Here is a 24,663-nt window from a genome sequence, read left to right on the forward strand (position 1 = left end):
TAGCACTCATAAAATGTACGCTCGACTTCAATGAGTCAGCGCGGCAAGTTTCTTAAACTGGGATGGCAACGCAAATAGGGATCCGCAACTCGCATCTGGCCTTTTAAAGCAAGGCCGGCATGCCAGGGCCAACGGGGGTTGAACAGCATTCCACGTCCCACGGCAATCAGGTCAGCCTTTTCCTCGACCAATACACGGTTCGCCAGATCCGGGTCGGACAACATTCCGACCGCCATTACCGGCAGGCCCGACTGCGTTCGAACCTGGGCAGCGGCAGGCACTTGATAAGCTGGCCCAACTGTAATTTTTTGGTCCGGCGAAATACCGCCGCTCGAGATGGCGACATAATCGCAACCCAATGCTTTCAGACGCTCTGCAAACAGCACGGATGATGCAATATCCCAGCCGCCCTCTACCCAATCGGTTACGGAGATACGTACGCCCATCGGTTTCTCGGCTGGCCACGCCGCGCGCAAACGCTGGAAGATCTCCAGCGGATAGCGCATTCTTCTCTCGATATCCCCGCCCCACTGGTCGTCGCGGAAGTTGCTCAAGGGCGACAAAAAGGTATTCAGGAAATACCCATGTGCCGCGTGCAGCTCCACCAAGTCGAAGTCGGCTTCGTCCGCCCTTCTGAGCGCCGCAAGATAGCTTTTAGCGATGCGTTCCAGGTCGTCGGCACCAGGACATATCGGCTCATCACGACCTGGGTAAGAGGCGGCCGAGGCGCCCCACAATCCCCACCCTCCCTCGGCCAGGGAAAGTGCGCCGCCTCCGAGCCAAGGTTGAGAAACCGAGGCCTTGCGCCCCGCATGTGCGAGCTGAATACCCATGTGGCTTGCATTCGGCCGGCGAGCAAATTCCACAATCCTTCGCAGACCCGCCACCTGGGAGTCATCCCACAAACCCAAACAATAGGGCGAAACACGGCCTTCCGGCACAACCGCGGTTGCCTCAAGAATGACAAGGCCGGCACCCGATAGAGACAAATTGCCATAATGAACCAGATGCCAGTCCGTCGCCAGGCCGTCCGCGCTCGCGGAATATTGCGCCATAGGCGACACCACGATCCGATTGGGCAATTTCAGCCCACGCATCTCGTAAGATTGAAATAACAAATCATCCACTTTTATGTCTCTCTTTCTATCTTTCAAGCTGATATCAGCACGGTTTTTTATGAAGAAATCGCCCGGCAGGAGTTACGCAGTATCAACTCGGTCGGAATTTCGATCCTGACAGGCCTGTCCTCGTGTGTTCGTTTCTCTATTTGGTCAATCAAGCTTTCCGCCGCCATTCTGCCGAGCGCCAAGGCGTCATATCGCACAGCCGTGATCTGTGGCGTCACAATGCGGGCAATATCAGTATCGTTGCTGCAAATCAAAGAAAGGTCATCGGGAATTTTCTTACCCAGAAGCTGCAAGGCCTCCAATACGCCGGGCAACAAGCGTACGCCCATGGATAGCAACGCAGTCGGCGGCTCTTTCATATTCATTAAGCGTTGAGTTTGTGAAAGACCGTACTCAGCGGCAAAAGAATCAATACAAAAAAGATTGGGATCGGGCTCGATACCGGCGGATGCCAATGCCTCTTCGAGAGCACGAATCCGGTCCCGGGCCACACGCGTGCCCCGACCGCCGGTAATCAAGGCAATTCGCCGATGCCCCAGCCCCAGCAGATACTGGACCGCCTGGCGGGTTCCTCGAAAGTGGTCCGCACCGATGGAAATCGAACCCATGGGAATTTCCCGCTCCATCATCACATGCGGAATACCCGAATTGGCGATAGCGGCAAGCACCGCATTATTATTTTCTTCCTGGATCGTCAGGATCATTCCATCAGCACGACGACGTTTGAAAAAGTCGATGAGGACCACTTCACGCTCGGGGTTGCCGTCACTGCTGGCGGTTACCAACAGATATCCCCTCGTACTCAGCACCTCTTCAGCGCCTTTGGTCATGCTGGAATAAAGCGAATTTCGAATATCGGAAAATATGAATCCAATCATTCGAGACGATGACGTCCGTATATTCTGTGCTGCAATATTCGGGCTCCAGCCCAATTCATCGATCGCCCCCTGCACTTTCTTGATAACGGCAGGCTTTACACCAGGCACGTTATTGATAACGCGAGAAACCGTACCAATCGATACACCGGCAAGATCAGCAACCTCTTGCACGGTAATTCGTGCGGGAGACGATTGCGACGCCACTTTTTTGACTCGCGCCATACTAATGCTCCATATAACCCATTTATTTTCAGTATCGCAGCCGCGCCCTCGGGAACATCCAATCTTTAATTGGCATTTGCAGCAGACAGCGGCGGCTGGGAAATATCCCATATCCCCTCAATGTTCGCAACAGCCGGAAACCGCTCACGCAGTTTGGGATCATGCCCTGGAATAATATGATCGGGTGTGGCCCCCAAACTCTTCAGCAGGGAAAGGCCATTCATATAGTCCAATACATTCACAATTACTGGGTAAGGGTTGGTCAATTCACCATTCGCATAGAAATGCATCGCATCCGAAGCAAGAATCACCTGCCCGCGAGCCGTCGCAACTTCCACGATCTGAAGGCCTGGAGCATGGCCTCCGACCGGCCGAATGAAAATACCCGGCAAGATCTCGGCATCCTGATCTGTGAATGAGACCCGGCCGGCGTACAGGGCCCGCAACACCGTACAGACTTGATCAACGTCGTATGGACGACGTAGCGTTTCATGGCACATCGCACAGCCCGTGGCGTGCTGCATTTCTGCCTTGTGCACATGAATCCGTGCATTCGGGAATTTTTCCAGGTTGCCCAGGTGATCCCAATGCATGTGTGTGACGATGACGTCTGTTACCTGCTCGGGTGACACGCCTAGGCTGCGCAGCGCGTCAGTTGGGCAACGATGAAACGTGTGGCCTCGACGATTGCATGTGTCCTGGTCGCAACCGCTGTCTATCAGTACGACCTTATCCTTGGACATGGCCACCCAGACATAAAAATCCAAAGGCATGGGCACATCATGAAAGTCCACTGCAGACATGAAGTTGTGTTGCGCCTTCCGGTTCGCCGGGCTGGACGCATAGTGCACTGTAAGCAGCCGATACTGCTTATCTTCTGCCCGGATATTCTTTGAAAAGCTCATAAGTATTCCTCTTCGAGAGCTGTGCTGCGCAGCTCATCCACCGTACCTTGACGCAGTATATGGCCCGTGCGCATCACATAACCGCTGGTCGCCACCTTGAGTGCCGGTACTGCCATTTGCTCAGTCATAAGCACCGTGACGCCTTCGGCACGAAATGCCCGAATCGCCTTGCTGATCTGCTCGATCCAGACAGGAGCCAAGCCAAGAAAGGGCTCATCCAGAAGCAACAGCCTGGGCGAAGCACTCATGGCACGGGCGATAGCAACCATTTGTTGCTGTCCGCCACTCAGAAAGCCGGCGTAATGATTCGCGCGCTCTTCAAGCATGGGGAATAAATCAGCCAGCTTCTCGTATATGGCGCTCTGCCCAGCTCTACCGAGCCGGGATGCGCCTGCGAGCACGTTATCGCGTACCGTCATGGTCGGGAACACCCGACGTCCTTCCGGCGAATACCCTATTCCTTGATTGGCGCGGTCATAGGGCAAAATCTTTCCGAGATCCGTGCCATTGAGAACAATGCTTCCTTCGCTGATCGGCACCATCCCGATAATGGCATTGATCAAGCTGGATTTTCCGGCTCCATTGGCTCCCACGAGAATGACAGTCTCAGTCTTTGGAACCGTAATAGAAACGCTGTTCAATGCGGTAATGCCGCCATAACGGACGACAAGATTGCGTACCTCAAGCATGAGCGTGCTCCTCTTCTCCAGCCGTTCCAAGATAAGCTTCGATCACATCGCGGCGAGCCAGCACCTCGGCGGGCGGGCCATCGGCAATCAGAGACCCCCCATCCAGAACGCACACACGGGGACAAAGCCGTTTTACAAGGTCCATATCGTGCTCCACCAATAGCACGCAGCAACCCATTTCCCTCATGGCGATCTGCACGTACTGATCAATGAAAAAGCGCTCCTCTTTCTCAAGCCCGGCGGCAGGCTCGTCAAGCAAAAGAATACGAGGATCAGTGACAAACGCCATGAGCAGGCCCAGCATCTTCTGCATGCCATAAGGCAGCGTATCGCTGAGCTGATCCAGGCGACCCAGCAGGCTGGCTGTACGTAAAAGTTCGGTCAAATAGGATTCATCAAGCGAAATCCCCCGCCCGCTGAACAGCTGCGCGCGATGAAGGTTCTCGTATACCGATGCCGTCTTGAACGTTTTCGTCTGCTGGAACGTGCGGACCAAGCCCATGGAACTACGAGTGTGGAACAATTTGTCGTTGATGTCACGCCCGCCGTATAAGATACGGCCGCTGGTTGGAGCAATCTGGCCAGAAACCACATTGATCAACGTCGTCTTACCGGCTCCGTTGGGGCCGATCACGCCAAGCACCTCGCCCGCGTTCAAGGACAGGGTGACATTGTTGAATACCCTGTTGCCACCAAACTGCTTGGAAACGCCATCGACCCGCAGTACAGGAGCAGAGTGAGCGGAGGCGTTAGTCATGCGTACTCCTTTTCATTTTGACCCTTGGCCTGCGCCTTACCCCGACGCTTGCCTGCAAGAAGCCGAACCCCGTGTTGTTGAATGAGACCGATCAGTCCGCCCTTGGCGAACACCACAGCCAATATCAGAACAACACCGAACAAGCCTTGCGAGATTTCACCCTGCAAGCTGAACAAGTTGGCTGCCCAGACCAGTACGCCAGCCCCCAGCAACGGCCCCAGGATTGCGCTTTGCCCACCCACAATGGCGTAGGCCACGTAATTGACTGAAGACATGGCGGAGAACGAAGTGGGATGTGCCGTCATGAGCATTTCAACCAGTGCAAACCCGGCCAGCCCCGCAATACCTGCAGCAAAACAGAAGCCAATGATCTTGTAGCGCGCGACCGCCAGTCCCACACTTTGAGCCAGCATTTCGTCTTCACAGATGGAGTCGAACTGGGGCTTGAAATAGCGGGTTAGAATCACGGTAAGCGCCACGGCCAACAGCGCCAGGCCAGAGGCGAACATCAGCACCGAATTATTGGATTCAATTGCGTAGTAGTCACCAAAAATCGTGACAGCCGGCAATCCCGATATCCCGTTCGAACCGCCGGTAAGCTCAGGAGTTTCAAAAAGGACGAGCGGCATGATTTCAGCGAGCACGAAGGTGACGAGCACAAAATACACTCCCTTCATCCGCAAGACCAGAAGGCCAAGCGGGATTGCCAGCAGAAACGGCAGCCCGAACGCTGTCACCGTCAAGATAAACAGGTCGGTGATATCGTGGTGGGCACTCAGAATGGCGGCTGAATAGCCCCCAATCGCCATAAAGGCAGGGACCGCAAAAAACATCAGATCCATGCGCAGCATGATGTAGACACTTAGCGCGCCCATGGTCGCAATCATAAACTGCGTCAGAACGGAAACGGCAGCCGCATCAGTGGTGATCGCCGGTAAAACCAGCGCAAGCAGCATGGCGGCCAGCGCGATCAGCTCCGAAGATCCAATACGATTTACAAGATTATTTTTTTGCATGTCTTCAGGCTCCGCGCGTCGGCACACCCATGAGCCCGGTCGGCCTCACAAGCAAGACAATCAGAACAAGCACAAACAGCATCAGTGCGCCTTTGGAGCCGCCCAGATAAACAGCGGCATAGGCTTCAACCAGACCTACCAGGAAGGCGGCGACTGTTGCACCGCTCAAGCTGCCCAGCCCGCCCAGAATCACAACCAGGAAAGACGCGGCCAGCACCGGATCACCTGCATGAGGCGTGAGCGAAAGAATCGGCGTCACCAGCGCACCGGTCATTCCCGCCAAGCCGGTCGCCAGCGCGAAAGCCAGTGGGAACATCAGCTTGGCTCGAATTCCCAAGGCCACCGCCACCGAGCGATCTTCAGACAACGCCCGAAGGCTGCGTCCGAAGTTGGTTCGATACAGAAGGCCGTATGTCACGCCGATCGCAGCAAAACAGATCGCAAAGACAACGAGGTTGGCTAGCGGAAGATACACACCGCCAAAGCGCAACACCCCGTCCACAGGGAATTGAAAGAGCGGCGCATCTGGCCCGAACACCACGACAACCGCGGTGCAGATGACCAGATACAGACCGAGAGTCAGGATCAGGGTTGCCAGATGATTATCGATCACCCTTTCAAGGAGCAGGAGTTCGAAAAGATACCCCAGCGCTGCTGTTGCCAAAGCCGCACATACGACCGCGAGAGGATAAGGTATCCCGAACCACGATACGCATACGTATGCCGCATACCCGCCTAGAAGATAGAACCCCCCGTGTGCAAAATTCACGACACCAAGAATTCCAAAAATCAAAGTAAACCCCAAGGCAAGCAGTGCATACTGAGCGCCGAGCGCAAGCCCTATGAGGCCAGCTGAGATAAAACTATCCACGATCCTACCCCTCGTCTTCGATGTCAGTAATCGACCGGCGCGTCAACCCGGATCACAGGCTGTTCCTTGCCATCACGAATCGTTCCAATTCCAAACGGCAATGACAGTTCCTGATTGATTTTGTACGTTGCCTGGCCAATCCACTTGCCCTCGCCAAGGTTGGGGTCGATCACATCAATCGTGCGCAGGGCTTCGGCCACCTTTACGGCATCTTCATAGGTACCTGCTTTTTCAATGGCTTGCACCAAGGCCCGGCCGCCGGCAACGAATAGGTAGAAGAAGTTGTTCTCTGGCGGTTCTGCGTTCAGCAACTTCTTATAGCTTTTCTGCAGCTCGAGAACATTCTCATCAATGAAGACAGGTTCAAACCAGTAGAAGTCGCGCAATACGTCCATGCCTCCGGCAACGCGAGCGATCTCGGCAGTGCCTGGACCGCCAAGACGGCCGATCACACCCTGATAGCCGGCCTGGCGCAATTGCTTGACCAGAATGCCCGCGTCGCCCGGAGGGGTCGATACGGTATCCACCACATCGGGTGCATTGGCCATGATGCGCGTGACAATCGGTGCAAAGTTGGTTGTGCCGCGCTGGTAATACTCAAGCTTGGTCGGTACGCCATTTTTTTCATAAATACCGGCAACCACTTCAGCCACATCGGTTCCGGCCTGGTCGTTTGGTGCAATCGTCAACGCCTTTTTGACACCGAATTTCTCCTTGGCATGCTTCACAATTGGATCGCCCCATGCGGCAGGCCCAGGACCCATGTGAAACGTAAGAGGCCAACGAGGACCGATGGCATCGCGAGCATAGCTATCGCTCATCATGAGCATCTTGTTGCGGGTCGCGATCGGCTTCATACCGGTGACTTCCGGTGAACCCATGGGTCCCAGGATAAATTTGACGCCTTGGCTGACGAAATTGTTCGCAGCCGCAGCCGCCCCTTCCGCTGTATATTTCGCGTCAATGGCAATCACGCGAAGCTGGCAGGTTTCATCGCCGACCTTCATCCCGCCCTTGGCGTTCACCTCGGCGGCCACATAGTCAGCAGCCCCCTTGATGGCGAGCCCCCACTGAGTTGCAGCCCCAGAGAGAGGGCCCGTCGCACCCAACTTAATCTCACAGTTTGCCGCTGCCACACCGGGCAAGGCAGTAATCGCGCATGCGACAACAAAGCCAACAAGCTTTCTTTTCATACCGTCTCCTCTAAACTTCTGATTTAGTCACAATCGATTTTCTAGGCAATAAAAATGAAATGTTTCATTTTTGAGAAAAGTACTCTAAAAAGTAAGGCACCGTCAACTAGGAGCCGGAGATCAAACCATATACTTTATAAGTCGAAAAAAATTCAGCGATGCAGTACCATGCAACGCCGAACTTTTCGTCTACATTATTTAATGTATAAAAATCAGATAGTTACAATAATAACGAATATGTTTTTTATCTTCCGATGTGAAATAGCATTGAGGCTGACAGACGAGTCCGTTCTTTCGACAGCAGGCAAGCCGTCGCCCATGTAAGGGTTTTCATGAATGAAACAATTTTATTTTCGGGCTGTATCGCAACTATTTAAAGCAACACAGGCCATCGGAATCTCGCTTTTTCAACCGCGCAGCGCATGGGAAGATCATGGAGCAGCGCGTGCCATGTCAGTCTTTGGCGTACGGTACAGCACTGCTTGCATTTCGCTCATTGCAAGCCCTCCGGTGAATCATGCTTCGAAAGAGCACTGGCTTTGGACGGTTTAGGTAATACGCGGCAGCGGTGGTATCGACCGCCGGGCATCCTTCATGAAAAGGTGCCAGCATCAGGCCGGTGAAGGTGTCCGGCTTTTCGCCCCGGACTAAATGCTGGCGTAAAGCGCTTCAAACCATCAAGCTGTCTCTGCTTCCAGCCTGATAACAGTACGGCTGCCCGTGGCCTCGGCATAGCGTGTGAGCGTGCGCATTGAGGGCATAGTCCGGCCGCTTTCCAGTCGGGCGACGGTGGACTGCGTTGTATGCATACGCTTGGCAATCTCATCTTGCGTCAAGCCAGCACGAACACGGGCAGCAATCAGTTCACGGGCAATCGCAAACTCGGGGGCCTGGGCGTCATACTCGGCCCTTGTTTCGGGGTCAGCCAGCAAGCGGGCTTTCAGCTTGGATAGTTCAGTCATCATTAAGGCTCCGTAATCGCTCATAGGCAATAGCAATGTTTTTGCGTGGGGTCTTCTGTGTTTTTTTAATGAACACATGCAGCACCGTTAATAGCTTGCCGGTGCGAGCCACGTACACAGCACGGGCAATACCATCGCGCCCGGTCATGCGCATTTCCCATAGTTTTTCCTCCAAATGCCGGATGTGCGGCATCCCCACGTTTCAGGGGCCTAGCTCTTCCAGCAGTTCGGATATATGTAAAAAGCGCGCTTGCATATCGGCGGGTATTGTCATCAGTTCATCTTCCGCGATGGGCAACAGTTTTACACGCCACGTCATCATTTTATCTCTTTTTTGCTATGTTTGATAGTACCTCGGCCACATTGCTACGTAAGGGCGTAACTTTGGCCTTTTTCCGCTCAAGGGCGCTATACAAGGCCATCAGCATCTTTCGCTATCGGCATGCTCATCGAAATGATGTAGCCGTGCCAGTGCATGACGGTTACCGTAGCCCCGGGAAAAGCAAAGTAAGCTTCTGAAACCAGGCGTGGCGGAAGCGATTTCGTTTGCGCTCTAGAATAACGCTCTAGAATAAAGCTGGCTTTATGTCAAAACACTCAAGGAGGATGACATGGACACGGCAGCGCATGGCTTATCGAAAGAAGATATCCGTAAATATTTACACAGAATCTGCGAAGAGGCTAAGGATTTGATGCAAGCCTACGATCCGCAACTGGTGTTGGATTGGACAGAGGCCAATTTGGCCGAAGGCGCCGCGTTCCAGGCAGATATCCGCATTCAGAAAGACGGTGCCCATACGGGTAGCGTGGCCATGACGCTCGAGAAGGATGACATACTGCAACTGGGTGGACTCTTTGGCACGCTGGCGAGCAAGAATAGTATTGCCGACTATTCGCTTGATGTAAAAATCAAGGATGTCATCTCGCATGGCACCGATGCTGCAACCGTAAAAGCGACATGGCATGAGCACATCGTATTCCAAACGCCCTCTGGGGTAGGCCAGGATAAGAACAGCCACGTTACTGTCGACACGGAAGCCGACTGCTGTCATCTGGTCTTACGCGAGGACGGCCGCCTCAGCATTGGCTTGACGCTTTGCTCTGGTGAAGCCCGCGTGTTGAGTTCGGATTAGCACAAGAGCCACGCGCCACACCAACAGCCCCACAGCAATCGCCGCCCAATAGATCAGACCTTCACTAGAAATCATCAATTTCATGCACGGCCCTGCAGATCTTTCTGTGTATGTGCCACCTGCCTCTCCCGATGTTCAGAAGCCGCCGCCCGCCAGAAGGCTGCCGCAACCGAGCCTGCTGCAATATTCGTCCCGAGGATCATCGGGATGGCTCCTGCCTGCGCATCCTCGCCTGCCTGCAATAAGGCCATGTCAGACATCGGGCAGGTGGTCATCGCCAGTTCCAAGATCGAGGCCGATTACATCCGGGCAAACAATGGCGGCGAAACGCCGTTCTTGGATCGGCCGGGAATGGCAAGCTACCGCCGGGTATCACCGGAATTGCCCGGCATCGGCTGGCCGGTTGGATAGCTAATGATTAGCCGAGGATATCTGCGCCCCTGTGGCCTTTTGGAACGCCCGGCACCAGCAGTACCTCCCCTTCTGTGTTGTTCATGCGCAGCGGGCGAATAGCCGCATAAGCATCAGAGCCATACCAAGCCTTCGCCATTTCCATCGAAGGAAACTCGATCACTACCAGATCCCCTGACCAAGAGCCCTCAAGAGGCTGATATGGGCCGCCGTGGACTATGTACTTGCCGGAGAAAGGTGCCAGCGTCTCATCAATACGCTGCAAATACTCGACTACTTCATCGTTGAATCGAGTTTCCCGAATTACAGCCACAGCATATGCAGTCATCGCCCGCTCCAAGTTTCATACGCCTCTTTTTTATCACACGCACGCGCGTCCACTCAGAGGAATGACATGAGCGAATACGAACTTCACACCCACGGCGCGCGCCATGCCTTCGAGCCACCCGCTGATGGCTGCTACCCGCCTTCACTTTTCTGCCGCTTCCCGAATCGCGTCGATGAAAGCCCGCAAGCTCGCCGGTGCATGCCGGTTGCGGGAAAAATAGATGAACAATCCCGGGATGCGCGGGCACCAGTCTTCCAGGATGGCAACCAGGCGCCCGTCATCGAGGGCGGCGCGCGCATAGGGTTCCGGCACGTAGGCGATTCCCGTGCCGGCCACGGCCGCCTCGACCATCAACTGGCTGTTGTCCAAGGTTAGCGCGCCGGGCACGTCGATCTCCAGGGACTGTCCTCGCTTGCTGAACTCCCAGCGGTAACGCTTGCCGCTAGGCAGCCGCTGCCTGATGCACTGGTGTCCTGCAAGCGCGTCAGGCACTTTCGGCGCGGGATGTCCCGCCAGGTAGTCCGGAGAGGCAACTGCGAGGAAACGAATGTCCGGGCCAAGGCGCACGGCCACCATGTCCTTCGGCACGGCTTCGCCCAACCGGATGCCCGCGTCAAAGCCCTGGCCGACTATATCCACCAGGCGCCCCTCGGCCACGAGGTCCAGCTCGACGCCGGGGTAGCGGGCCAGGAACGTCGGCACCACCGTCTGCAACAGAAGGCGAATCGCGGCCTCGTTGCCATTGATGCGCAGTCGGCCCTGAAGCTGGCCGTGCGCGCCGGCAACCTCTTCCAGCGCCGTGTCGAGGTCGTGCAACAGCGGATCAAGGCGGTTCAGCAGGCGCTCGCCCGCCTCGGTGACGGACACGCTGCGTGTCGTCCGATGCAGCAGACGGGCGCCTAGCTTGTCTTCCAGCCCGCGGATGGCGTGGCTCAGAGAAGAGCGCGTCATTCCCAGCAGATCGGCCGCAAGCCGGAAGCTGCGGTGTTCGGCCACCGCCATGAAGGCGCGCAGATCGGTCAGTGTCGGTTTGCTCATTGGTGATTTATTTTCACCTCTTCATGCAAATAATTGGTGGTTATCATAACAATGATACGGCCATACAATCCATTCCAGTAGTTCGCCTTTTCCTCTTTCTGGATGCACATCATGGTCAAGACTTGGTTCATCACTGGCACATCGACCGGCCTCGGCCGCCTCCTTACCGAGCGTCTGCTGGCGCGCGGCGACCGGGTCGTCGCCACGCTGCGCAAACCCGGCGCACTCGACGGTTTGCTCGCGCAGCACGGCGACAGCTTGCAGGTTCTGACGCTCGACGTGACGGACACCGGCGCCATGAGGATCGCCGTGGCGGACGCTTTCGCGCGCATGGGCCGCATCGATGTGGTGGTCAGCAATGCTGGCTACGGCCTGTTCGGGGCAGCCGAGGAAGCAAGCGACGCGCAGATCGAGCGCCAGATCGCTACGAACCTGGTCGGGTCCATCCAGTTCATTCGCACGGTCCTGCCGCATCTGCGCGCGCAGGGCGGCGGGCGCATCGTCCAGGTGTCTTCCGAAGGCGGGCAGATCGCCTACCCGAACTTCAGCCTCTACCACGCGACCAAGTGGGGCATCGAAGGCTTCGTGGAATCCGTCGCCAAGGAGGTCGCACCATTCGGCATCGATTTCCTGATCGTCGAGCCTGGCCCGACCTGCACGAATTTCGCCGAGGGCATGGATCGCGCGCCGCCCATGCCATGCTACGAAGACACGCCGGCTGGCGAAGTGCGCCGGGCGATCGCATCCGGCGCCTTCGCCATCAAGGGCGATGCCGCCAGGACGGTCGACGCGATGATTGTTGCGGCGGATGCCAAGGCTGCGCCGTTGCGCCTTGCCCTGGGCAGCACCGCCTATGCCTCGATCAGCCAGGCGCTGGCCGAGCGCTTGCGACAGTTGGAGGCGCAGAAAGCGGTGACGCTTTCCGCCGATCGTGAGGTGTAGCGTCCATCATCCTTCTTTGCCAGTACCGCTTTGGGGGCCGCCGGCGCGACTGCGATCCACCGGAATCGCGCCGGCAATCACACTAAACCGTGATCCCTCCATCCACGCTGAGTATCGTGCCCGTGGTAAACCCCGCGCTCGGCGAGCACAAGTATAGGACCGCCCCAGCAATCTCTTCAGGGCGACCAGTGCGCTTCATCGGCTGCAGTCCATTGAGAAAGTCGCGGCCGCTTTCTTCCGCTCGCATCGCCTCGTTCATGGGCGTGTCGATCACGCCCGGACACACCACATTGACCCGGACTCCTTGCGCAGCGAACTCCAATGCCGCCGATTTGGAGAGCCCGATGACCGCAAACTTGCTCGCGTTATATATCGCCGTGCCTGGAAAAGGCCGGATGCCCAGGAACGAGGCGGTATTGACGATGCCGCCACCACCACTCTGTATGAGCGCCGGAATTTCGTGCTTCATGCAAAGCGCGATGCCGCGCACGTTGACGGCCAGGATGCGGTCGATGGCCTCGGCCCTTACCTCGGTAATGGGAGTGGGCTGAAGAAAAACTCCCGCATTGTTGAAAACAAAATTCAGGCCGCCAAACGCTTCAACGGTCTGCGCGACCATTGATGCAATATCATCTTCGACTGAAACATCGGCCCGCACGAAGAGTTCTTTGCCACCTGCTTGCTCGATGAGAGCGACGGATTCGGCGCCCTCATCTTCCCGCCGCCCGACAACGACAACGCTGGCCCCTTCTTGAGCAAAAGCAATAGCGGTGGCCCGGCCAATGCCAGAGGTGCCGCCGGTAATGAGAACGACTTTATCGGTAAATGTTTTCATGGGGCTAAATCCTCGAACACTGATGGTCATTTGCGAGAGCCGCGGCGCAACCTTTCCAATGCGGCGTGATTCAGGCGTTTCGCTTCCTGTTCAGCGTAGTCCCGCTCTCTTGGCTCGTACGCCCCTTCATATATGCACCCGCTGCGATTCTGCCTGCAATTGTCTCCACGAGCCGAGGGCTTGGTGCCGGCATCCGAGGCCTTGGTGCCGATGCCCGGAGCTTCGGGGCCGGTGAAGGAGCACCCAACGAGTGCGCCAAAAAGAAGCGCTACGCCGCATCGACTAAACGATTGAATGGACATTTTGCCTGATCCTCCGGAGATGCTATAGCCTTTCTTGTAGCATGCTCTTGAAAGCCGTTCCTGGATGCGCGCCCGGCGAAGTCATCTGCCCCTATCAGGCACATTGTTTGCTTTCAATGCGTGTACGCAAAGCGTGAAGGCTGTTCAACCGAGCTGCCCGGATGATGCTTATGGAGAAATATCATGACACAGGATCAGAAACGCGCAAACCCCTCGCAGCAAGACCGGAAACAGGCAAAGGACAGCGCCGAGAAGAGCGAAGCGGCGGGACGGAAAGCGACGCAATTTGACGGTAATCCAAATCCGCAGGGAGCCTCTTCCCCGCCCCTTAACGGCGAGGATGACACCCCGATGGCATTTGGAAAATCCAAAGAGTCCCGCAACGATCAATAACAATCCGCGCAGCCATGCCCAGACGACGCATATGGAGAAATGCCATGGAACAGAATCAAAAGCCCGCGCACCCTTCTCAACAAAACCCGGAGCAAGGCAACATTAGAGATGTCCGTCAGAATGAACCCGCCAATCCGGACCGACATCAGTCAGATCCAGACTTGCCCGGCGCTCATGGCAAAAAAAATGCCGGCCATGCAAATCCCGCTCACAATACGCCAGGCCACACGCGCCAAGACCAGCCGGGCCAACAAGAACAAGGGCAGCCCGGCCAAGGCGAGACACAGAGCTATCCCGGCATCAAGGGGCCCAAAGCGCGCGATCTTCAGGAAGACAGCGCTATAGACAAGGAGCAAGTGGAACAAGTAAAAGGCGGCGCCGGGAAGGACGCAGACACTGCCAAGGACAAAGCAGGCAATGCAACAGATGACATTCTTGATATGCCGAAAGAATAGCCTGAAGGTAGAGAGCGATTGGTGAACACAGCGCCTGGCTGTTTTAAAATCCTCATGCCCCGAATGGCCATGCCTGCTTCCTATGGGCGATAATGACGGCGGCATGGCTGCAATGGTCCATCGGGCTTTACCTTGTCGCCATCGCGTGCTGGCTGCCAGTAGTAAGTATCCAGATAAAGCTGCGCAACCTCGCCGAACAGGCCCTGCGGGACCATGGCCCCTTGCCACCGGCATACTGGCGCTACTTCCGAATATGGATAGCCCTGGGCATGCCGGCCTTCTTTGCCTTTGTAGCAGTGTTTTTACCTGATCAGGGATCGATCCTGGGCAGCTCGTCGCCCAGTATTTCCAGTCCCGCTCTCAGCACGCGGTTGTACCGCTGCCTTTCCGCCAGAATGGTTTCATCAGTCCATTCATAGAAACCTTTGCCGGACTTCATTCCTATCGTCCCGTCTTGCGGTTTGCTGGCCAGCACCGGAGGCGGTACCGCCGTGTTGGACAGCGTGGGGTAAATGGTGGCGGCGGCGGCCGCGTGAACATCCAGTCCGGCGTGTTCTTTTTGCATGATGGGCCCCGCAGCCAGATACCGGAAACCGAAACCGAAGCGTACCGCGGCATCAATATCTTCGGGGCTCGCAATGCCTTCCTGGATCAGGGAAAAGGCCTCGCGCCCCAACGCGTGCTGCAGACGATTGGCAATGAATCCCGGCACATCTTTCCGCACCAGGATGGGCACCGATCCACAGCGGCGCATGAAGGCTCTCAATGCCTGCGCAACCGAGTTGTCGGTATCGGGACCGAGCACGACCTCAACCAGGGGAACAATATGCGCCGGCATGAAAAAGTGCAAGCCTGCCATACGGCCCTGCGTGGGCAGGCCTTCGGCGATCTGGCTGATGGGGAAGCTGGAGCTATTGCTGGCCAGGATGACGCTGGAAGGCGCCTTGTCGGCCAGTTGCTTGAACAGGGAGCGCTTTATATCCAGCACTTCCGGCACGCATTCGATCATCAAGTCGATGCGAGACCAGTCCACGTCATCAATCGAACGCACTGTTTGCAATAATTCGATATTCCGCGGCTTGCCTATGGCCTCGAGATTCGCATGGACTTTACGGCGTATCTCGCCGTGGGCTTCCTGCCTGGGCTCGACCACCCATGTTTTGCAGGCGGCGCGCAGCAAAACGACCGCCACATCGGCGCCCATGGTTCCGCCGCCCACCACCACGGCACAAGAGTCCGACGGTGCTCCCAAACCATTTTCATGCTTCATGCTTACAACCTTTTTATATAGTGAGCCGGTATCGTGTGATATTTTGCCAGGCCATCTTTAGTTCCCGGACCCGGCCATGATAGCAAGATAGCGGACCGGCACATCCCGGTCCGCTACCGTTGTCAAGTTTGCCCGCCCCTTGTTTCGGGGCCGGCGTGGCATGGCGTTCGCGCTTCGATTCGGTCGCCGGTACGGGACGCTGCATAATCAACCGGAAACAAGAACACGGATGGTAAAGCCGGCGAGAATTTCTGGCGGCTAAAGCCGATTGGCAAGGAAGTCGATAAGGATGCGCACCCGATAAGGTATCTGCCGATTGCTTGGCAGCATCACGTATACGCCCAGCTCCGGCGGCGGGTAATCGGTCAAAATCGGCTTGACGCTTTCTGCTTCGATGCTGTCGGCCACGATGAAATCGGGTTGGTAGGTAATCCCCATGCCTTGGGCCGCGGCCTGGTTCAACACGTCGCCGTTATTTGAATGGAGTCGTGCGCGTACTGCAAAGTCCGCGGGCGCGCCGTCCACGAGGAAGGGCCAAACGTCGTAGTTGTCGCTCGCGGTATAGCTGAGGCAATCGTGATTGAGCAGGTCCGCTGGATGGCGCGGCTCGCCATGCCGCGTCAAATACCCGGGCGATGCCACGACCAGCACGCGCACGGTTCCTATCCTGCGGACGATGTCGCTGTCCACCAAGCGCCGGGTAATGCGTATCGCGAGATCCACCCCTTCTTCGATCAGGTCGACCTGCCTGTCGCTGTAGTTCATCTCCAGACGAACTTGCGGGTGACTATCCGCGAACTCCAGAAGAAGAGGCGCCAAGCGCTTTATGCCATAGCTCAATGGAAGACTGATACGCAAGGAGCCGCGCAAGGTCTGATGCTCTTGCGCCAGCTCGGTTTCCGCCGACTCGATCAAATCAAGGATTTCCCGGCATTTCTCCAGATAGGCGCTGCCGGCCGATGTCAAGGTCAAGCGCCGGGTGCTGCGCGTCATCAGCTTTATCCCGAGCGCGCTTTCCAGTTGCGCAATGTGGCGGGTGACAATAGAGCGGGCAATGCCTTGTTGCCGCGCTGCGGCGGAAAAACTGCCCAGTTCGGCAACACGTATGAACATTGCCATCGATTTAAGTTTACTCATTGTTGCTCTTTCTGAAACAAACATGTCCAAATTGTCGTCTATTTAACTTCGTCCAACAACGCTAAAGTCTTCCAACGCAAACGGCCGACACCGGCAACTGCCCGCTGTTTGAAGAAAGCCCGGCGAAATGCTGGACGAAGCTTGACTGCTATCGCGTTTGGCCCCGCTATCAACGGAAAAAATGGGAACACAAAGACAATGCCATTTGTCGTTACTGAAAGGTGTATTGCCTGCAAATACACGGACTGTGTGAGCGTATGTCCCATGGACTGTTTTTATGAAGGCCCCAATTTTCTCGTCATCAATCCGGATGAGTGCATAGACTGCTCGATTTGCGTCGGGGAATGTCCCGTCGCCGCCATTGTCGAGGAAAAAGAAATCGATCCTGGCCAAGCGCATTTCGTACACATCAATCGCGACCTCTCGCGCAATCCTCGATGGAAACGGATCACGCGGTCCAAGAGCCCCCTGCCTGAACACGATGCCTGGGCCAAGGTAAAAGACAAAATGCATTTGCTGGAACAGCCCTGAACAGCAGGCTGACCCGCAGCCCGGGATAGGCGGCGACGCGCGCCGCGCCGTCGCGCTCGACACCCCGCTCCCGCTACGCGCCTACCGCTATTACCTTGTCCTGCAGGCCCTGGAGCCAACCCGCCTGGACAAGGTTGATACGCAATGGATCGAGCGCTTCCTGGCTCGCCCCTCGCTGTCAAATGCGCGTTGCAATTGTTGCTTTTTATGGAACAAACATGTCCGAATTGTCTCCTATTTAAGATCTACCAATGTCTGTAGAGTAGGGCTCATGACTGTGCCGCAGCCCATCGCCATGCGCCCCGCTGCAGCGCCCCATCTGCCGGCTTCGCAACCGGCATTAATACACGGAGATATCCTATGAAACACTTGACGAAGACTTTGGCAGCTATCGCGCTTGCCGCCTCCATGGCTGCGCCGGCCATGGCCGCGCCGGAAACGTATGTTGTCGATGGAGCGCATAGCTACCCGCGCTTTTCGTACGACCACTTTGGCTTTTCCACGCAGCTTTCCCGCTTCGACAACACCTCCGGCCAAATCGTGTTCGACAGGACGGCGAAGACCGGCGCCGTCGACATCACGATAGACACCACGTCTGTCAACACGGGTTCTGCGGAGTTTGACGAGCATATTCAAGCGACCGACTTTCTTGACACCGCCGCCTATCCGACGGCCATCTTCAAGTCCACCAAGGTGAACTTCGACGGCGACAAGCCGGCGACGATTGAAGGCAATTTGACGATCAAAGGCATCACCAAGCCTGTCACCCTCACCGTGACATCATTTCAGGCGATGCCGCATCCCATGATGAAGAAGGACGCTATTGGCGCCAATGCCTACACGGTGATCAAGCGCTCCGATTTCAATGCGGGGAAGTTCGCGCCGCACATCGGCGACAAGGTCCGAATCGACCTTGCGCTGGAAGCCGTCAAGAAATAAGCCGTATTGACAGTATGGCCTGGTTGAAAGAGAGCCCAGGCATGGCGACGAGACATCCCTGTATTCTGGATCTACGAAAGGAAACACCATGAATATCACAAAAACCGACGCTATTGCCCACGATCCAGTCGAGCCGCAGAACCGTGCGCGGCGCGATATGCTCCGCCTGGCCGGCGCCGGGTTCGCTACCGCGGCGTTGTCCGCATCGGGCCTGGCCCGCGCCCAGGTGGCCGAGGAAGCGAACACCGAGTCGCTGATGATAGAACGCAAAGGCATCGACAAGGACATCAAAGTCTTCAATATTGATCTCCTTGAAGAGCAGGCCAAGCAAAAATACGGCCACGGCACTTATGTTTTTGTATCACACGGCTCGGGCGATCAATGGACCTTGGCCGAGAACCGGCGCGCTTTCGGGGACTATGTCTTTACTCCGCAGCGCATGCAAGGCATCGTGCGCGAAAAAATCGACACGTCCGTCACCCTGCTAGGGGAAAAGCTTCCTCATCCTGTCATCGTCACGCCGTTCGGCAGCCACGGCCTGCATCATCCGGCAGGCGAAGTGGCGACCGCCGAAGGCGCGGCCAGATCGGGAGCCCTGCTTACGGTTTCAAGCGCCTCCACCCGCAGCATGGAAGACATCGCCAAGGCTTCCACCGGCCCCAAATGGTTCCAGATGTATTTGAACGTCGACGAAGGGCTGTCTAAAGAGGTGCTGCAGCGGGCGCGCGACGCGGGATTCAAGGCCATCGTCCTGACCATTGACGCCATCGGCCAGGGCTCATCAGACGAATACATGCGCCTGGGCAATCCCCGGCCCTGGCTGCCTTACGGCAACTTCACGACGGGCAGCGCCAATGCCTTCAAAACGAATCTCTCATGGAGCGATGTCGAGATGATCCGCAAGATCACGGGCTTGCCAGTGATAGTCAAAGGCGTTACGCGCCCCGAAGACGCGGTGGCCGCCGTCAAGGCCGGCGCCGCGGCGATACAGGTGTCGAACCATGGCGGGCGCGCGCTCGATGGCACGCCGGCGGCCATTGCCGTGCTGCCCGAAGTCGCCCAGGCCCTGCAGGGCGATGCGCCCATCATCATGGATAGCGGCATACGCCGCGGCACCGACATCGTCAAGGCGCTGGCGCTGGGCGCCGACGCGGTGGCCATAGGCCGTCCGCTGATGTACGGCTTGGCGGTCGGCGGCGCCGGCGGCGTCAACAGCGTGATGGAGTTCATGCAGCGTGAACTCGTCAATACCGTATTGCATAGCGGCGTCGACAGTATCGCCAAGCTAGATGCCACCCACGTGTGGCGCGCCGGCCGGACGTAGTTGCCGGGAACCCGCGGCAACGCCGCGGCCCGATGAAGAGCCGGAAATAGCCATCGTGTAGTATGTCAGTGTCCTGAGCGCGCACCACGCCGATCGAGACGGCCGACATCCCCGCGCCGACACGGGTGGAGTCTGGCCGAGGTCCCGGCCCGTGCACATCTTTTTCCGAGCAATGTTACTACTGACACTTTTTACCCAATTTCGCGGTTTTGCAAACCTCTTCAGCTTTGCATCCCTGGCCCGGCCATGCGGCCGGTTCATTGCGATTGCGGCTGTGGCGGCTTTGTTGACCGCATGCGGGACCAGCAAGCCCGGCGTGGAAGGCCAGTATCGGGTCATGAAGGGCGACACGCTGACGCAGATTGCGCGCAAGCATGGGCAAAGCGTCGACTCCCTTATCCGTTTGAATAATCTGAAAGACCTCGACCATATTCGGGTTGGGCAAGTCCTGAAGGTCAGGGGCGGCCCGGCATCGGCATCGGCCCCGCCGCCGGCGGCGAACGGCCCTTCGATAGCCGCGCCCCGGTCCATTGATCTGGTCTGGCCCGCGGAGGGCAAGTCAAGGCGGGGAACATCGGCGTCCAACTCCCAGGCGATCTATATCGCCGCTGCGGCAGGATCGCCCGTCAAGGCGGCGGCGGCGGGCAAAGTGGTTTACGCCGGCAACGGTTTGCGCGGCTATGGGAATATGCTCATCGTGAACCATGACGCTGACTTTTTAAGCGTTTATGCCCATAACCAGGCCTTGCTGGTGAAAGAAGGCGCGCAGGTCAGGCAGGGGCAAACGATAGCCACGATGGGCAGCAGCGGTAGCGACGCCGTGAATCTGTATTTCGAACTGCGCTACAACGGCAAGGCGGTTGACGCCTTGCGCTATCTGCCTAAAGCTTCCTCTCATTGAAAGCGCGGGGAATCGCAAGCGCCCCGGCCAGGCCTTAGCGCTGCCCCAGCGCCTTGGCAATTTTCCTATCGGTCTTGTACTGGCTCAAGGCATATACGGCCCAGATGGCGGCAGGTATCCAGCCAATCAGCGTGATTTGCAGAATCAGGCAAAAGATGCCCGCGAATGGCCGGCCTATCGTGAAGAAGGTGAGCCAGGGGAGAATCAAAGCGATTAGTAGCCGCATGTCATTAACGTAAAAAGTGAGACGTCAACCAGTTTACCCGATGCCCCGGCGTCCTCGAAAATGCCCGATGGGCCGCCTCGAAAACGCCATGCCGGCTGGAGCGCGCTCTTTGCAACAATTGCAATTAAGGGCTTATCTGTATGGCGTAATATGGCGGGACGTGTTGCCATATCGCCGACGATGTGAACAACCTGTAAAAATGATCAGATTATTATTTGCCGCTCTTCTTGTCCTGTCCTCCACCTTCGCCTGGGGGGAAACCTGCACAGTCATCTCCGTACCCGAGGGCGACAGCCTGCGCGTGCGCTGCCCGGGGCAGAAGAAACCCATCTCGATACGGTTGATGCAGATCGACGCCCCCGAACTCGATCAACCCAATGGCATCAGATCGCGGGACTTTTTGAGGTTCATCTGCCCCGTCGGCATGAACGTCTTGATCGAAAGCCAGGGGAAAAAAGACCGCCATGAACGTACGCTCGGTTCCGTGACATGCAATGAGATCAACGCGAATGTTGCGATGGTCAAAGCGGGTCACGCCTGGGTCTACAGCAAGTATGCCAAAGATAAAGAGTTGTACGCATTGCAGGCCGAGGCACGGGCCACGCACATGGGACTCTGGCGTGAACCCGAGCCCGTGGCGCCGTGGGAATTCAGAGAGGCGGCGCCGCGGGACCGGTAACAGGCGCCAGACATGGCGCCCGCGCCCGCGCGGCATCGGCCCCGGCATGCGCACTCGGGAACGGCGATTGCTTGCCAGTCAGGATGACCTGCAATTTCTGCTTGTCCCTGACCAAGTCTAAGGAGGCCATCATGACACAAGCCAAGATCGAGCCAGGCGAAACCGGAATATCGCTGGCGGGCAAGGACGACAAATCCGGCCGCGCCCCCGGCAAGAAGCGCTCCGGCAAGGAGCGCGACCTGTTGCCCGAGCTGGGGCTGGAGAATCCGGTCAAACCCAAGACCAAGGACAATAAAGCCAGCCCCCTGGATGACGGAATAGACCTCGGCAAATAGCGGGGGATGTGCCGCTGGATTTAAGCCCATGGATCTGATAAATTTTTGTTCGGCACACTCGCCATGACGATATAAGGAAGCCAATGAGCTATGGCAAATTTGTAGGCGAACTCAACAAGGGTATCGAAGGCTACATTGCCGCTTATGATAATAAAAGCGGGCATGGTGGATGTGTTTTACATATAAAAGGCCGGCGCACTATTCTGGTCCCGGCGGCCGTCATTGACCATCAAAGGCCCCAGGCCCTTATCCTGCTTCGGGCAAAGATATCCGAAGAGCGCTGGGAAGCGCCCCACCTGCTCCTGACGGACCGGGACGGCAAGCTGATATTCGAGAGCGAGGTCCTGCCGGCCGCCGCCTAGGCAAAAGGGTGAGCGGCGGCACGCTCGCGCTCGCGGCAATTACATGCCAACCGACTTTTTTATCTGGCTGTTCTGGGCCGCGACGAGCTGATCGAGCTCTTCTTTCGAACTCGAGCCCAGCTCCAGCAGCAGCATCAGGCTGTCCTTCCCCATTGTCTTGGCCACGCCCGCAATCGCGCGGTATCTGGCTATTTCCCGCTGCTCGGCCGCAGCGGACGCCGGCATATCCGAATCCCTGCCGGTGACTGCCTCGATCTCCTGCAGCAAGCGGGGGTGGAGCTCGAAAAACCGCTGCTTGCCGCGGGCCACCACTTCTTTGATCCTGCTGGCTTCTTCGCTCATGTTTGTCCCGTATATATCGCGCGGCCCATCTTACCCCAAGCCCGCGCCTGGGTTCATGCGGAGCGCAGGGGCCGGACCGGGCGCTCCACCAGCGATTCACGCCAGCTTCCCTCATAATCGAAATCCGGCGCCGCCAATTCGGCAGCTATCCAGAAATCGGCGGACGCCGCCACATCCGGCTCGCAATACCAATGCGCCTTGCCATCGGCATCCAGCGCCCACCAGCGCGCAAGTTTCGGCGCCTGCTTCCAGTCCACTCCGTTGTATGCCATGGCCGCCTCCCGGTCGTCCTGGTGATCGTACACCTGTCAGCGTAGCAGCAAAATCAAGGCGCGGACGGCGGCCCGTTGCCGGCGCGCCAGGCCACTAAAACGTAACAGATCGCCTGCCAGGCAGCCCAGGTATTTCAGCGTGCTTCAAAATCGGCGTGACGCGCTTGCGGCGGCGCGAGCGCATCGATACGCTATGGATGTCTATTCCGAAACCTGATGGAGCGCCGCTATGAAACTACCCCTGAACCTGGCTCAATTCGCCATCGCGGGACTTATGGCCCTGGCCGTCGCGACCTCCGCGTCGGCCGCCGATCGCAAAACCACCAACACCTTGCTTGGAGCCGGCCTGGGAGCCGTGGCGGGCGCCGTGCTGACGCAGGGGGATCCACTCCTGACCTTGGGGGGCGCGGCCGCAGGCGGCCTGCTTGGCAATGTTCTGACTGAAGACCGCGGCCGCTCTGGCTGGAAGCAGGGCGGGGCCCGCCCCCGCGTCGAACGCCGCCAGGTCGCGCAGCGCTATCGCCACGACAGGCGCGACCGCGGCTTGCGTCACAGGTAAAAGGCTCCAGGCAATCAGGCCGGCGGATGCTGGGCCTTTCTGCGACTGGCTTCCGCTTTGCCGGCGGCCTGGGCCTCATTCAGCGACTGGTCTTGCGAGGTCCTCGCGGGCATTGTCATTCCTGATGTTCCATTTTCATCTCCTGCGCCAATTTGTGGCGGGGCTTGCGGCGCTGTACAGGCCCGCCCTTGCGGAACCGGTATGGCGCCAAAGCTTCACGGCAGGGAATCGATGTATTCCTTTGCAAACTTCACGCCATCGGCAATGGCTTCGTCCGCCGATTCGCTGTCATCGTAGCCGCCGCGATTGATGGCCATGCCATCGATCAGCAGGCCGAAGCCATGGCCCCCGCCGGCTTTATCGATGGACAGGACCTCGACCTCCCGATCCTTGTAGTTGAACACTTTCTTACCCATGGCTACTCCAGGAAATCGACATCGGCGAGGGCCGCTTCACTTCTTCATGCGACCCCAGAGGTAGAAGATGGCGGCGACCACCGCAACGGCCGTGATCGGGTTGGCCCTTACCGCATCTTTGGCGCACACCAGCGCATTTTCGAGGGCATCGCGCCCGTCGTCCAGCGCGTCTTCGGCGATATTCTTGACGCGGGCCGTGGCGTCGGAAGCCTTGCTGGCCGCGGTGCTGATCGCCCGGTCGGCACTCTCCGCGCCCTTCTCGATTGCTTCTTTGGCCTTGTCCGCAGGTTGTTCAGCCATGGGAATCTCCTCATTGTTGGCATGTGGTGCAGGACGTTCAAGTATCGGCCACCTGCGGAAAAAAGGGGCGACGACGTTGAAACGGAGTATTTCAGAAAAGAGCGGGCGCCCGCGCGCGGCCCCGGCGGCGGTGTTCATTTCTTTCGCGTGCTGAGCCTACGGAAGGTAGAATCTGCAATGAACAACAGCGACGCGCTGGGGATCGTCCGGATATGACGAGGCTTACGCGGCCGGCACCGAGGCGCACTCTCTGGAGGAAAACATGCCCAACGAAAAATATACCGCCGAATTCGACGACCCGGTGGAAATTGCGCCGGGGCAGTGGCGCTACACCTACCGCATACTCAACAGCCACGGGCTGCCCGTGGCGGGAATGACGCGCACCGATGAAGCGTGCTGCTCCGCGGAGGACGCCTCTGAACAGGCAGCCATCCAGGCCGAGGTCGATATCGATACGCTGGAAGGCCGAGATCGGGCTGAGCGCCGCAAATAGCGCAAGGAGAGCGGCAGGCGACCGCGCCGGCAGGCGCGCCCGCGCAAGCGACTGGACTTGGCCGGCATGAAGGCCGTGCCGGCATTGGCCGTGAATATTGCGCAAGATCAATATCCACGC

35 protein-coding genes are annotated in these 24,663 nt (G+C 57.5%); 15 read left to right on the forward strand and 20 right to left on the reverse strand.

Annotation, left to right across the window (positions count from 1 at the left end; translation table 11 throughout):
* Positions 1–35: 35 nt before the first annotated feature.
* The 10 genes from BUB23_RS01185 to BUB23_RS27230 form a co-directional block, all read right to left on the reverse strand.
* Positions 36–1,154 (reverse strand): NADH:flavin oxidoreductase/NADH oxidase, encoded by a 1,119-nt coding sequence (locus tag BUB23_RS01185; protein ID WP_218598818.1) that lies wholly within the window; start codon positions 1,152–1,154, stop codon positions 36–38.
* 20 nt (positions 1,155–1,174) lie between these two features.
* Positions 1,175–2,227: a LacI family DNA-binding transcriptional regulator gene (locus BUB23_RS01190; protein ID WP_073101176.1), complete on the reverse strand. Its 1,053-nt coding sequence runs from the start codon at positions 2,225–2,227 to the stop codon at positions 1,175–1,177.
* Between the two features lie 65 nt (positions 2,228–2,292).
* Entirely contained in the window at positions 2,293–3,132 is an 840-nt protein-coding gene (locus BUB23_RS01195; RefSeq protein ID WP_073101178.1) for an N-acyl homoserine lactonase family protein, read from the reverse strand.
* The gene (locus BUB23_RS01200; protein ID WP_073101180.1) at positions 3,129–3,821 is read right to left on the reverse strand and encodes an ABC transporter ATP-binding protein; all 693 of its coding nucleotides are present in this window, start codon (positions 3,819–3,821) and stop codon (positions 3,129–3,131) included. Before BUB23_RS01200 ends, BUB23_RS01195 begins: the two co-directional genes overlap by 4 nt.
* Complete coding sequence (locus BUB23_RS01205; RefSeq protein ID WP_073101182.1) at positions 3,814–4,578, reverse strand: ABC transporter ATP-binding protein; 765 nt, start codon at positions 4,576–4,578, stop codon at positions 3,814–3,816. Before BUB23_RS01205 ends, BUB23_RS01200 begins: the two co-directional genes overlap by 8 nt.
* Positions 4,575–5,594: a branched-chain amino acid ABC transporter permease gene (locus BUB23_RS01210; RefSeq protein ID WP_073101184.1), complete on the reverse strand. Its 1,020-nt coding sequence runs from the start codon at positions 5,592–5,594 to the stop codon at positions 4,575–4,577. The genes BUB23_RS01205 and BUB23_RS01210 overlap by 4 nt, the downstream gene beginning before the upstream one ends.
* 4 nt (positions 5,595–5,598) lie before the next feature.
* Entirely contained in the window at positions 5,599–6,465 is an 867-nt protein-coding gene (locus BUB23_RS01215; protein ID WP_073101186.1) for a branched-chain amino acid ABC transporter permease, read from the reverse strand.
* A 23-nt stretch (positions 6,466–6,488) separates the two neighbouring features.
* On the reverse strand, positions 6,489–7,658 hold the full coding sequence (locus tag BUB23_RS01220; protein WP_073101188.1) for an ABC transporter substrate-binding protein: 1,170 nt from the start codon (positions 7,656–7,658) through the stop codon (positions 6,489–6,491).
* A 677-nt stretch (positions 7,659–8,335) separates the two neighbouring features.
* A complete protein-coding gene (locus tag BUB23_RS01225) occupies positions 8,336–8,623 on the reverse strand; it encodes a helix-turn-helix domain-containing protein (RefSeq protein ID WP_245801121.1) in 288 nt (95 codons plus the stop codon).
* Complete coding sequence (locus tag BUB23_RS27230) at positions 8,613–8,813, reverse strand: type II toxin-antitoxin system RelE/ParE family toxin (RefSeq protein ID WP_281255532.1); 201 nt, start codon at positions 8,811–8,813, stop codon at positions 8,613–8,615. The genes BUB23_RS01225 and BUB23_RS27230 overlap by 11 nt, the downstream gene beginning before the upstream one ends.
* A 418-nt stretch (positions 8,814–9,231) precedes the next feature.
* Here BUB23_RS27230 and BUB23_RS01235 point away from each other — a divergent pair, with 418 nt between their 5' ends.
* Complete coding sequence (locus tag BUB23_RS01235) at positions 9,232–9,753, forward strand: hypothetical protein (RefSeq protein ID WP_073101190.1); 522 nt, start codon at positions 9,232–9,234, stop codon at positions 9,751–9,753.
* Positions 9,754–10,002: 249 nt separating this feature from the next.
* On the forward strand, positions 10,003–10,164 hold the full coding sequence (locus BUB23_RS26955; RefSeq protein ID WP_178372245.1) for a hypothetical protein: 162 nt from the start codon (positions 10,003–10,005) through the stop codon (positions 10,162–10,164).
* Positions 10,165–10,171: 7 nt separating this feature from the next.
* On the opposite strand, the gene BUB23_RS01240 is transcribed toward BUB23_RS26955, so the two are convergent.
* Positions 10,172–10,492, reverse strand: coding sequence for a DUF1330 domain-containing protein (locus BUB23_RS01240; protein WP_073101192.1), 321 nt, complete (start codon positions 10,490–10,492; stop codon positions 10,172–10,174).
* A gap of 141 nt (positions 10,493–10,633) precedes the next feature.
* On the reverse strand, positions 10,634–11,530 hold the full coding sequence (locus tag BUB23_RS01245; RefSeq protein ID WP_073101195.1) for a LysR family transcriptional regulator: 897 nt from the start codon (positions 11,528–11,530) through the stop codon (positions 10,634–10,636).
* 111 nt (positions 11,531–11,641) lie between these two features.
* Here BUB23_RS01245 and BUB23_RS01250 point away from each other — a divergent pair, with 111 nt between their 5' ends.
* Positions 11,642–12,472, forward strand: a complete 831-nt coding sequence (locus BUB23_RS01250; RefSeq protein WP_073101197.1) for an SDR family oxidoreductase — start codon at positions 11,642–11,644, stop codon at positions 12,470–12,472.
* Between the two features lie 82 nt (positions 12,473–12,554).
* On the opposite strand, the gene BUB23_RS01255 is transcribed toward BUB23_RS01250, so the two are convergent.
* A complete protein-coding gene (locus BUB23_RS01255) occupies positions 12,555–13,307 on the reverse strand; it encodes a glucose 1-dehydrogenase (RefSeq protein WP_073101615.1) in 753 nt (250 codons plus the stop codon).
* Between the two features lie 485 nt (positions 13,308–13,792).
* Here BUB23_RS01255 and BUB23_RS01265 point away from each other — a divergent pair, with 485 nt between their 5' ends.
* The 3 genes from BUB23_RS01265 to BUB23_RS01275 all read left to right on the forward strand — a co-directional run bounded on the left by BUB23_RS01265 (position 13,793) and on the right by BUB23_RS01275 (position 14,876).
* Positions 13,793–14,002 (forward strand): hypothetical protein, encoded by a 210-nt coding sequence (locus BUB23_RS01265; protein WP_073101201.1) that lies wholly within the window; start codon positions 13,793–13,795, stop codon positions 14,000–14,002.
* 44 nt (positions 14,003–14,046) lie between these two features.
* Positions 14,047–14,457, forward strand: coding sequence for a hypothetical protein (locus tag BUB23_RS26565; RefSeq protein ID WP_143160835.1), 411 nt, complete (start codon positions 14,047–14,049; stop codon positions 14,455–14,457).
* A gap of 92 nt (positions 14,458–14,549) precedes the next feature.
* Positions 14,550–14,876: a DUF2269 family protein gene (locus tag BUB23_RS01275; RefSeq protein WP_073101205.1), complete on the forward strand. Its 327-nt coding sequence runs from the start codon at positions 14,550–14,552 to the stop codon at positions 14,874–14,876.
* On the opposite strand, the gene BUB23_RS01280 is transcribed toward BUB23_RS01275, so the two are convergent.
* Positions 14,768–15,727 (reverse strand): 3-hydroxyacyl-CoA dehydrogenase family protein, encoded by a 960-nt coding sequence (locus BUB23_RS01280; protein ID WP_073101207.1) that lies wholly within the window; start codon positions 15,725–15,727, stop codon positions 14,768–14,770. The genes BUB23_RS01275 and BUB23_RS01280 overlap by 109 nt on opposite strands.
* A 258-nt stretch (positions 15,728–15,985) precedes the next feature.
* Entirely contained in the window at positions 15,986–16,864 is an 879-nt protein-coding gene (locus tag BUB23_RS01285) for a LysR family transcriptional regulator (RefSeq protein ID WP_073101209.1), read from the reverse strand.
* 198 nt (positions 16,865–17,062) lie between these two features.
* Between BUB23_RS01285 and fdxA the strand changes: the two genes are divergently transcribed.
* The 4 genes from fdxA to BUB23_RS01305 all read left to right on the forward strand — a co-directional run bounded on the left by fdxA (position 17,063) and on the right by BUB23_RS01305 (position 20,559).
* Positions 17,063–17,395 (forward strand): ferredoxin FdxA, encoded by a 333-nt coding sequence (gene fdxA / locus BUB23_RS01290; protein ID WP_073101211.1) that lies wholly within the window; start codon positions 17,063–17,065, stop codon positions 17,393–17,395.
* Between the two features lie 360 nt (positions 17,396–17,755).
* Positions 17,756–18,334: a YceI family protein gene (locus tag BUB23_RS01295; RefSeq protein WP_073101213.1), complete on the forward strand. Its 579-nt coding sequence runs from the start codon at positions 17,756–17,758 to the stop codon at positions 18,332–18,334.
* An 88-nt stretch (positions 18,335–18,422) separates the two neighbouring features.
* Positions 18,423–19,658: an alpha-hydroxy acid oxidase gene (locus tag BUB23_RS01300; protein WP_073101215.1), complete on the forward strand. Its 1,236-nt coding sequence runs from the start codon at positions 18,423–18,425 to the stop codon at positions 19,656–19,658.
* A 286-nt stretch (positions 19,659–19,944) separates the two neighbouring features.
* A complete protein-coding gene (locus BUB23_RS01305; RefSeq protein WP_245801123.1) occupies positions 19,945–20,559 on the forward strand; it encodes a peptidoglycan DD-metalloendopeptidase family protein in 615 nt (204 codons plus the stop codon).
* Positions 20,560–20,593: 34 nt separating this feature from the next.
* Here the strand turns inward: BUB23_RS01305 and BUB23_RS01310 are convergent, their stop codons facing one another.
* Entirely contained in the window at positions 20,594–20,785 is a 192-nt protein-coding gene (locus BUB23_RS01310; protein WP_073101217.1) for a YqaE/Pmp3 family membrane protein, read from the reverse strand.
* 67 nt (positions 20,786–20,852) lie between these two features.
* Here BUB23_RS01310 and BUB23_RS01315 point away from each other — a divergent pair, with 67 nt between their 5' ends.
* The 3 genes from BUB23_RS01315 (at position 20,853) to BUB23_RS01325 (ending at position 22,161) form a co-directional block, all read left to right on the forward strand.
* A complete protein-coding gene (locus BUB23_RS01315) occupies positions 20,853–21,464 on the forward strand; it encodes a thermonuclease family protein (protein WP_178372246.1) in 612 nt (203 codons plus the stop codon).
* Positions 21,465–21,595: 131 nt separating this feature from the next.
* Positions 21,596–21,799: a hypothetical protein gene (locus tag BUB23_RS01320; protein WP_143160836.1), complete on the forward strand. Its 204-nt coding sequence runs from the start codon at positions 21,596–21,598 to the stop codon at positions 21,797–21,799.
* A gap of 83 nt (positions 21,800–21,882) precedes the next feature.
* Entirely contained in the window at positions 21,883–22,161 is a 279-nt protein-coding gene (locus BUB23_RS01325) for a hypothetical protein (protein ID WP_073101221.1), read from the forward strand.
* 39 nt (positions 22,162–22,200) lie between these two features.
* Here BUB23_RS01325 and BUB23_RS01330 read toward each other — a convergent pair whose 3' ends face one another.
* Together BUB23_RS01330 and BUB23_RS01335 are read right to left on the reverse strand one after the other, a co-directional pair.
* The gene (locus tag BUB23_RS01330) at positions 22,201–22,503 is read right to left on the reverse strand and encodes a hypothetical protein (protein ID WP_073101223.1); all 303 of its coding nucleotides are present in this window, start codon (positions 22,501–22,503) and stop codon (positions 22,201–22,203) included.
* A gap of 53 nt (positions 22,504–22,556) precedes the next feature.
* Complete coding sequence (locus BUB23_RS01335) at positions 22,557–22,775, reverse strand: hypothetical protein (protein WP_073101618.1); 219 nt, start codon at positions 22,773–22,775, stop codon at positions 22,557–22,559.
* Positions 22,776–23,004: 229 nt separating this feature from the next.
* Here BUB23_RS01335 and BUB23_RS01340 point away from each other — a divergent pair, with 229 nt between their 5' ends.
* Positions 23,005–23,334, forward strand: coding sequence for a hypothetical protein (locus BUB23_RS01340; RefSeq protein WP_143160837.1), 330 nt, complete (start codon positions 23,005–23,007; stop codon positions 23,332–23,334).
* A gap of 215 nt (positions 23,335–23,549) precedes the next feature.
* Here the strand turns inward: BUB23_RS01340 and BUB23_RS01345 are convergent, their stop codons facing one another.
* Both BUB23_RS01345 and BUB23_RS01350 read right to left on the reverse strand, forming a co-directional pair.
* Entirely contained in the window at positions 23,550–23,750 is a 201-nt protein-coding gene (locus BUB23_RS01345; RefSeq protein ID WP_073101225.1) for a hypothetical protein, read from the reverse strand.
* Between the two features lie 36 nt (positions 23,751–23,786).
* Entirely contained in the window at positions 23,787–24,188 is a 402-nt protein-coding gene (locus BUB23_RS01350; protein WP_143160838.1) for a hypothetical protein, read from the reverse strand.
* Between the two features lie 124 nt (positions 24,189–24,312).
* Between BUB23_RS01350 and BUB23_RS01355 the strand changes: the two genes are divergently transcribed.
* Entirely contained in the window at positions 24,313–24,543 is a 231-nt protein-coding gene (locus BUB23_RS01355; RefSeq protein WP_073101229.1) for a hypothetical protein, read from the forward strand.
* Positions 24,544–24,663: the final 120 nt, after the last annotated feature.

This window comes from Pollutimonas bauzanensis, assembly GCF_900129885.1.
In the GTDB taxonomy this organism is placed as follows: Bacteria; Pseudomonadota; Gammaproteobacteria; order Burkholderiales; family Burkholderiaceae_B; genus Pollutimonas; species Pollutimonas bauzanensis.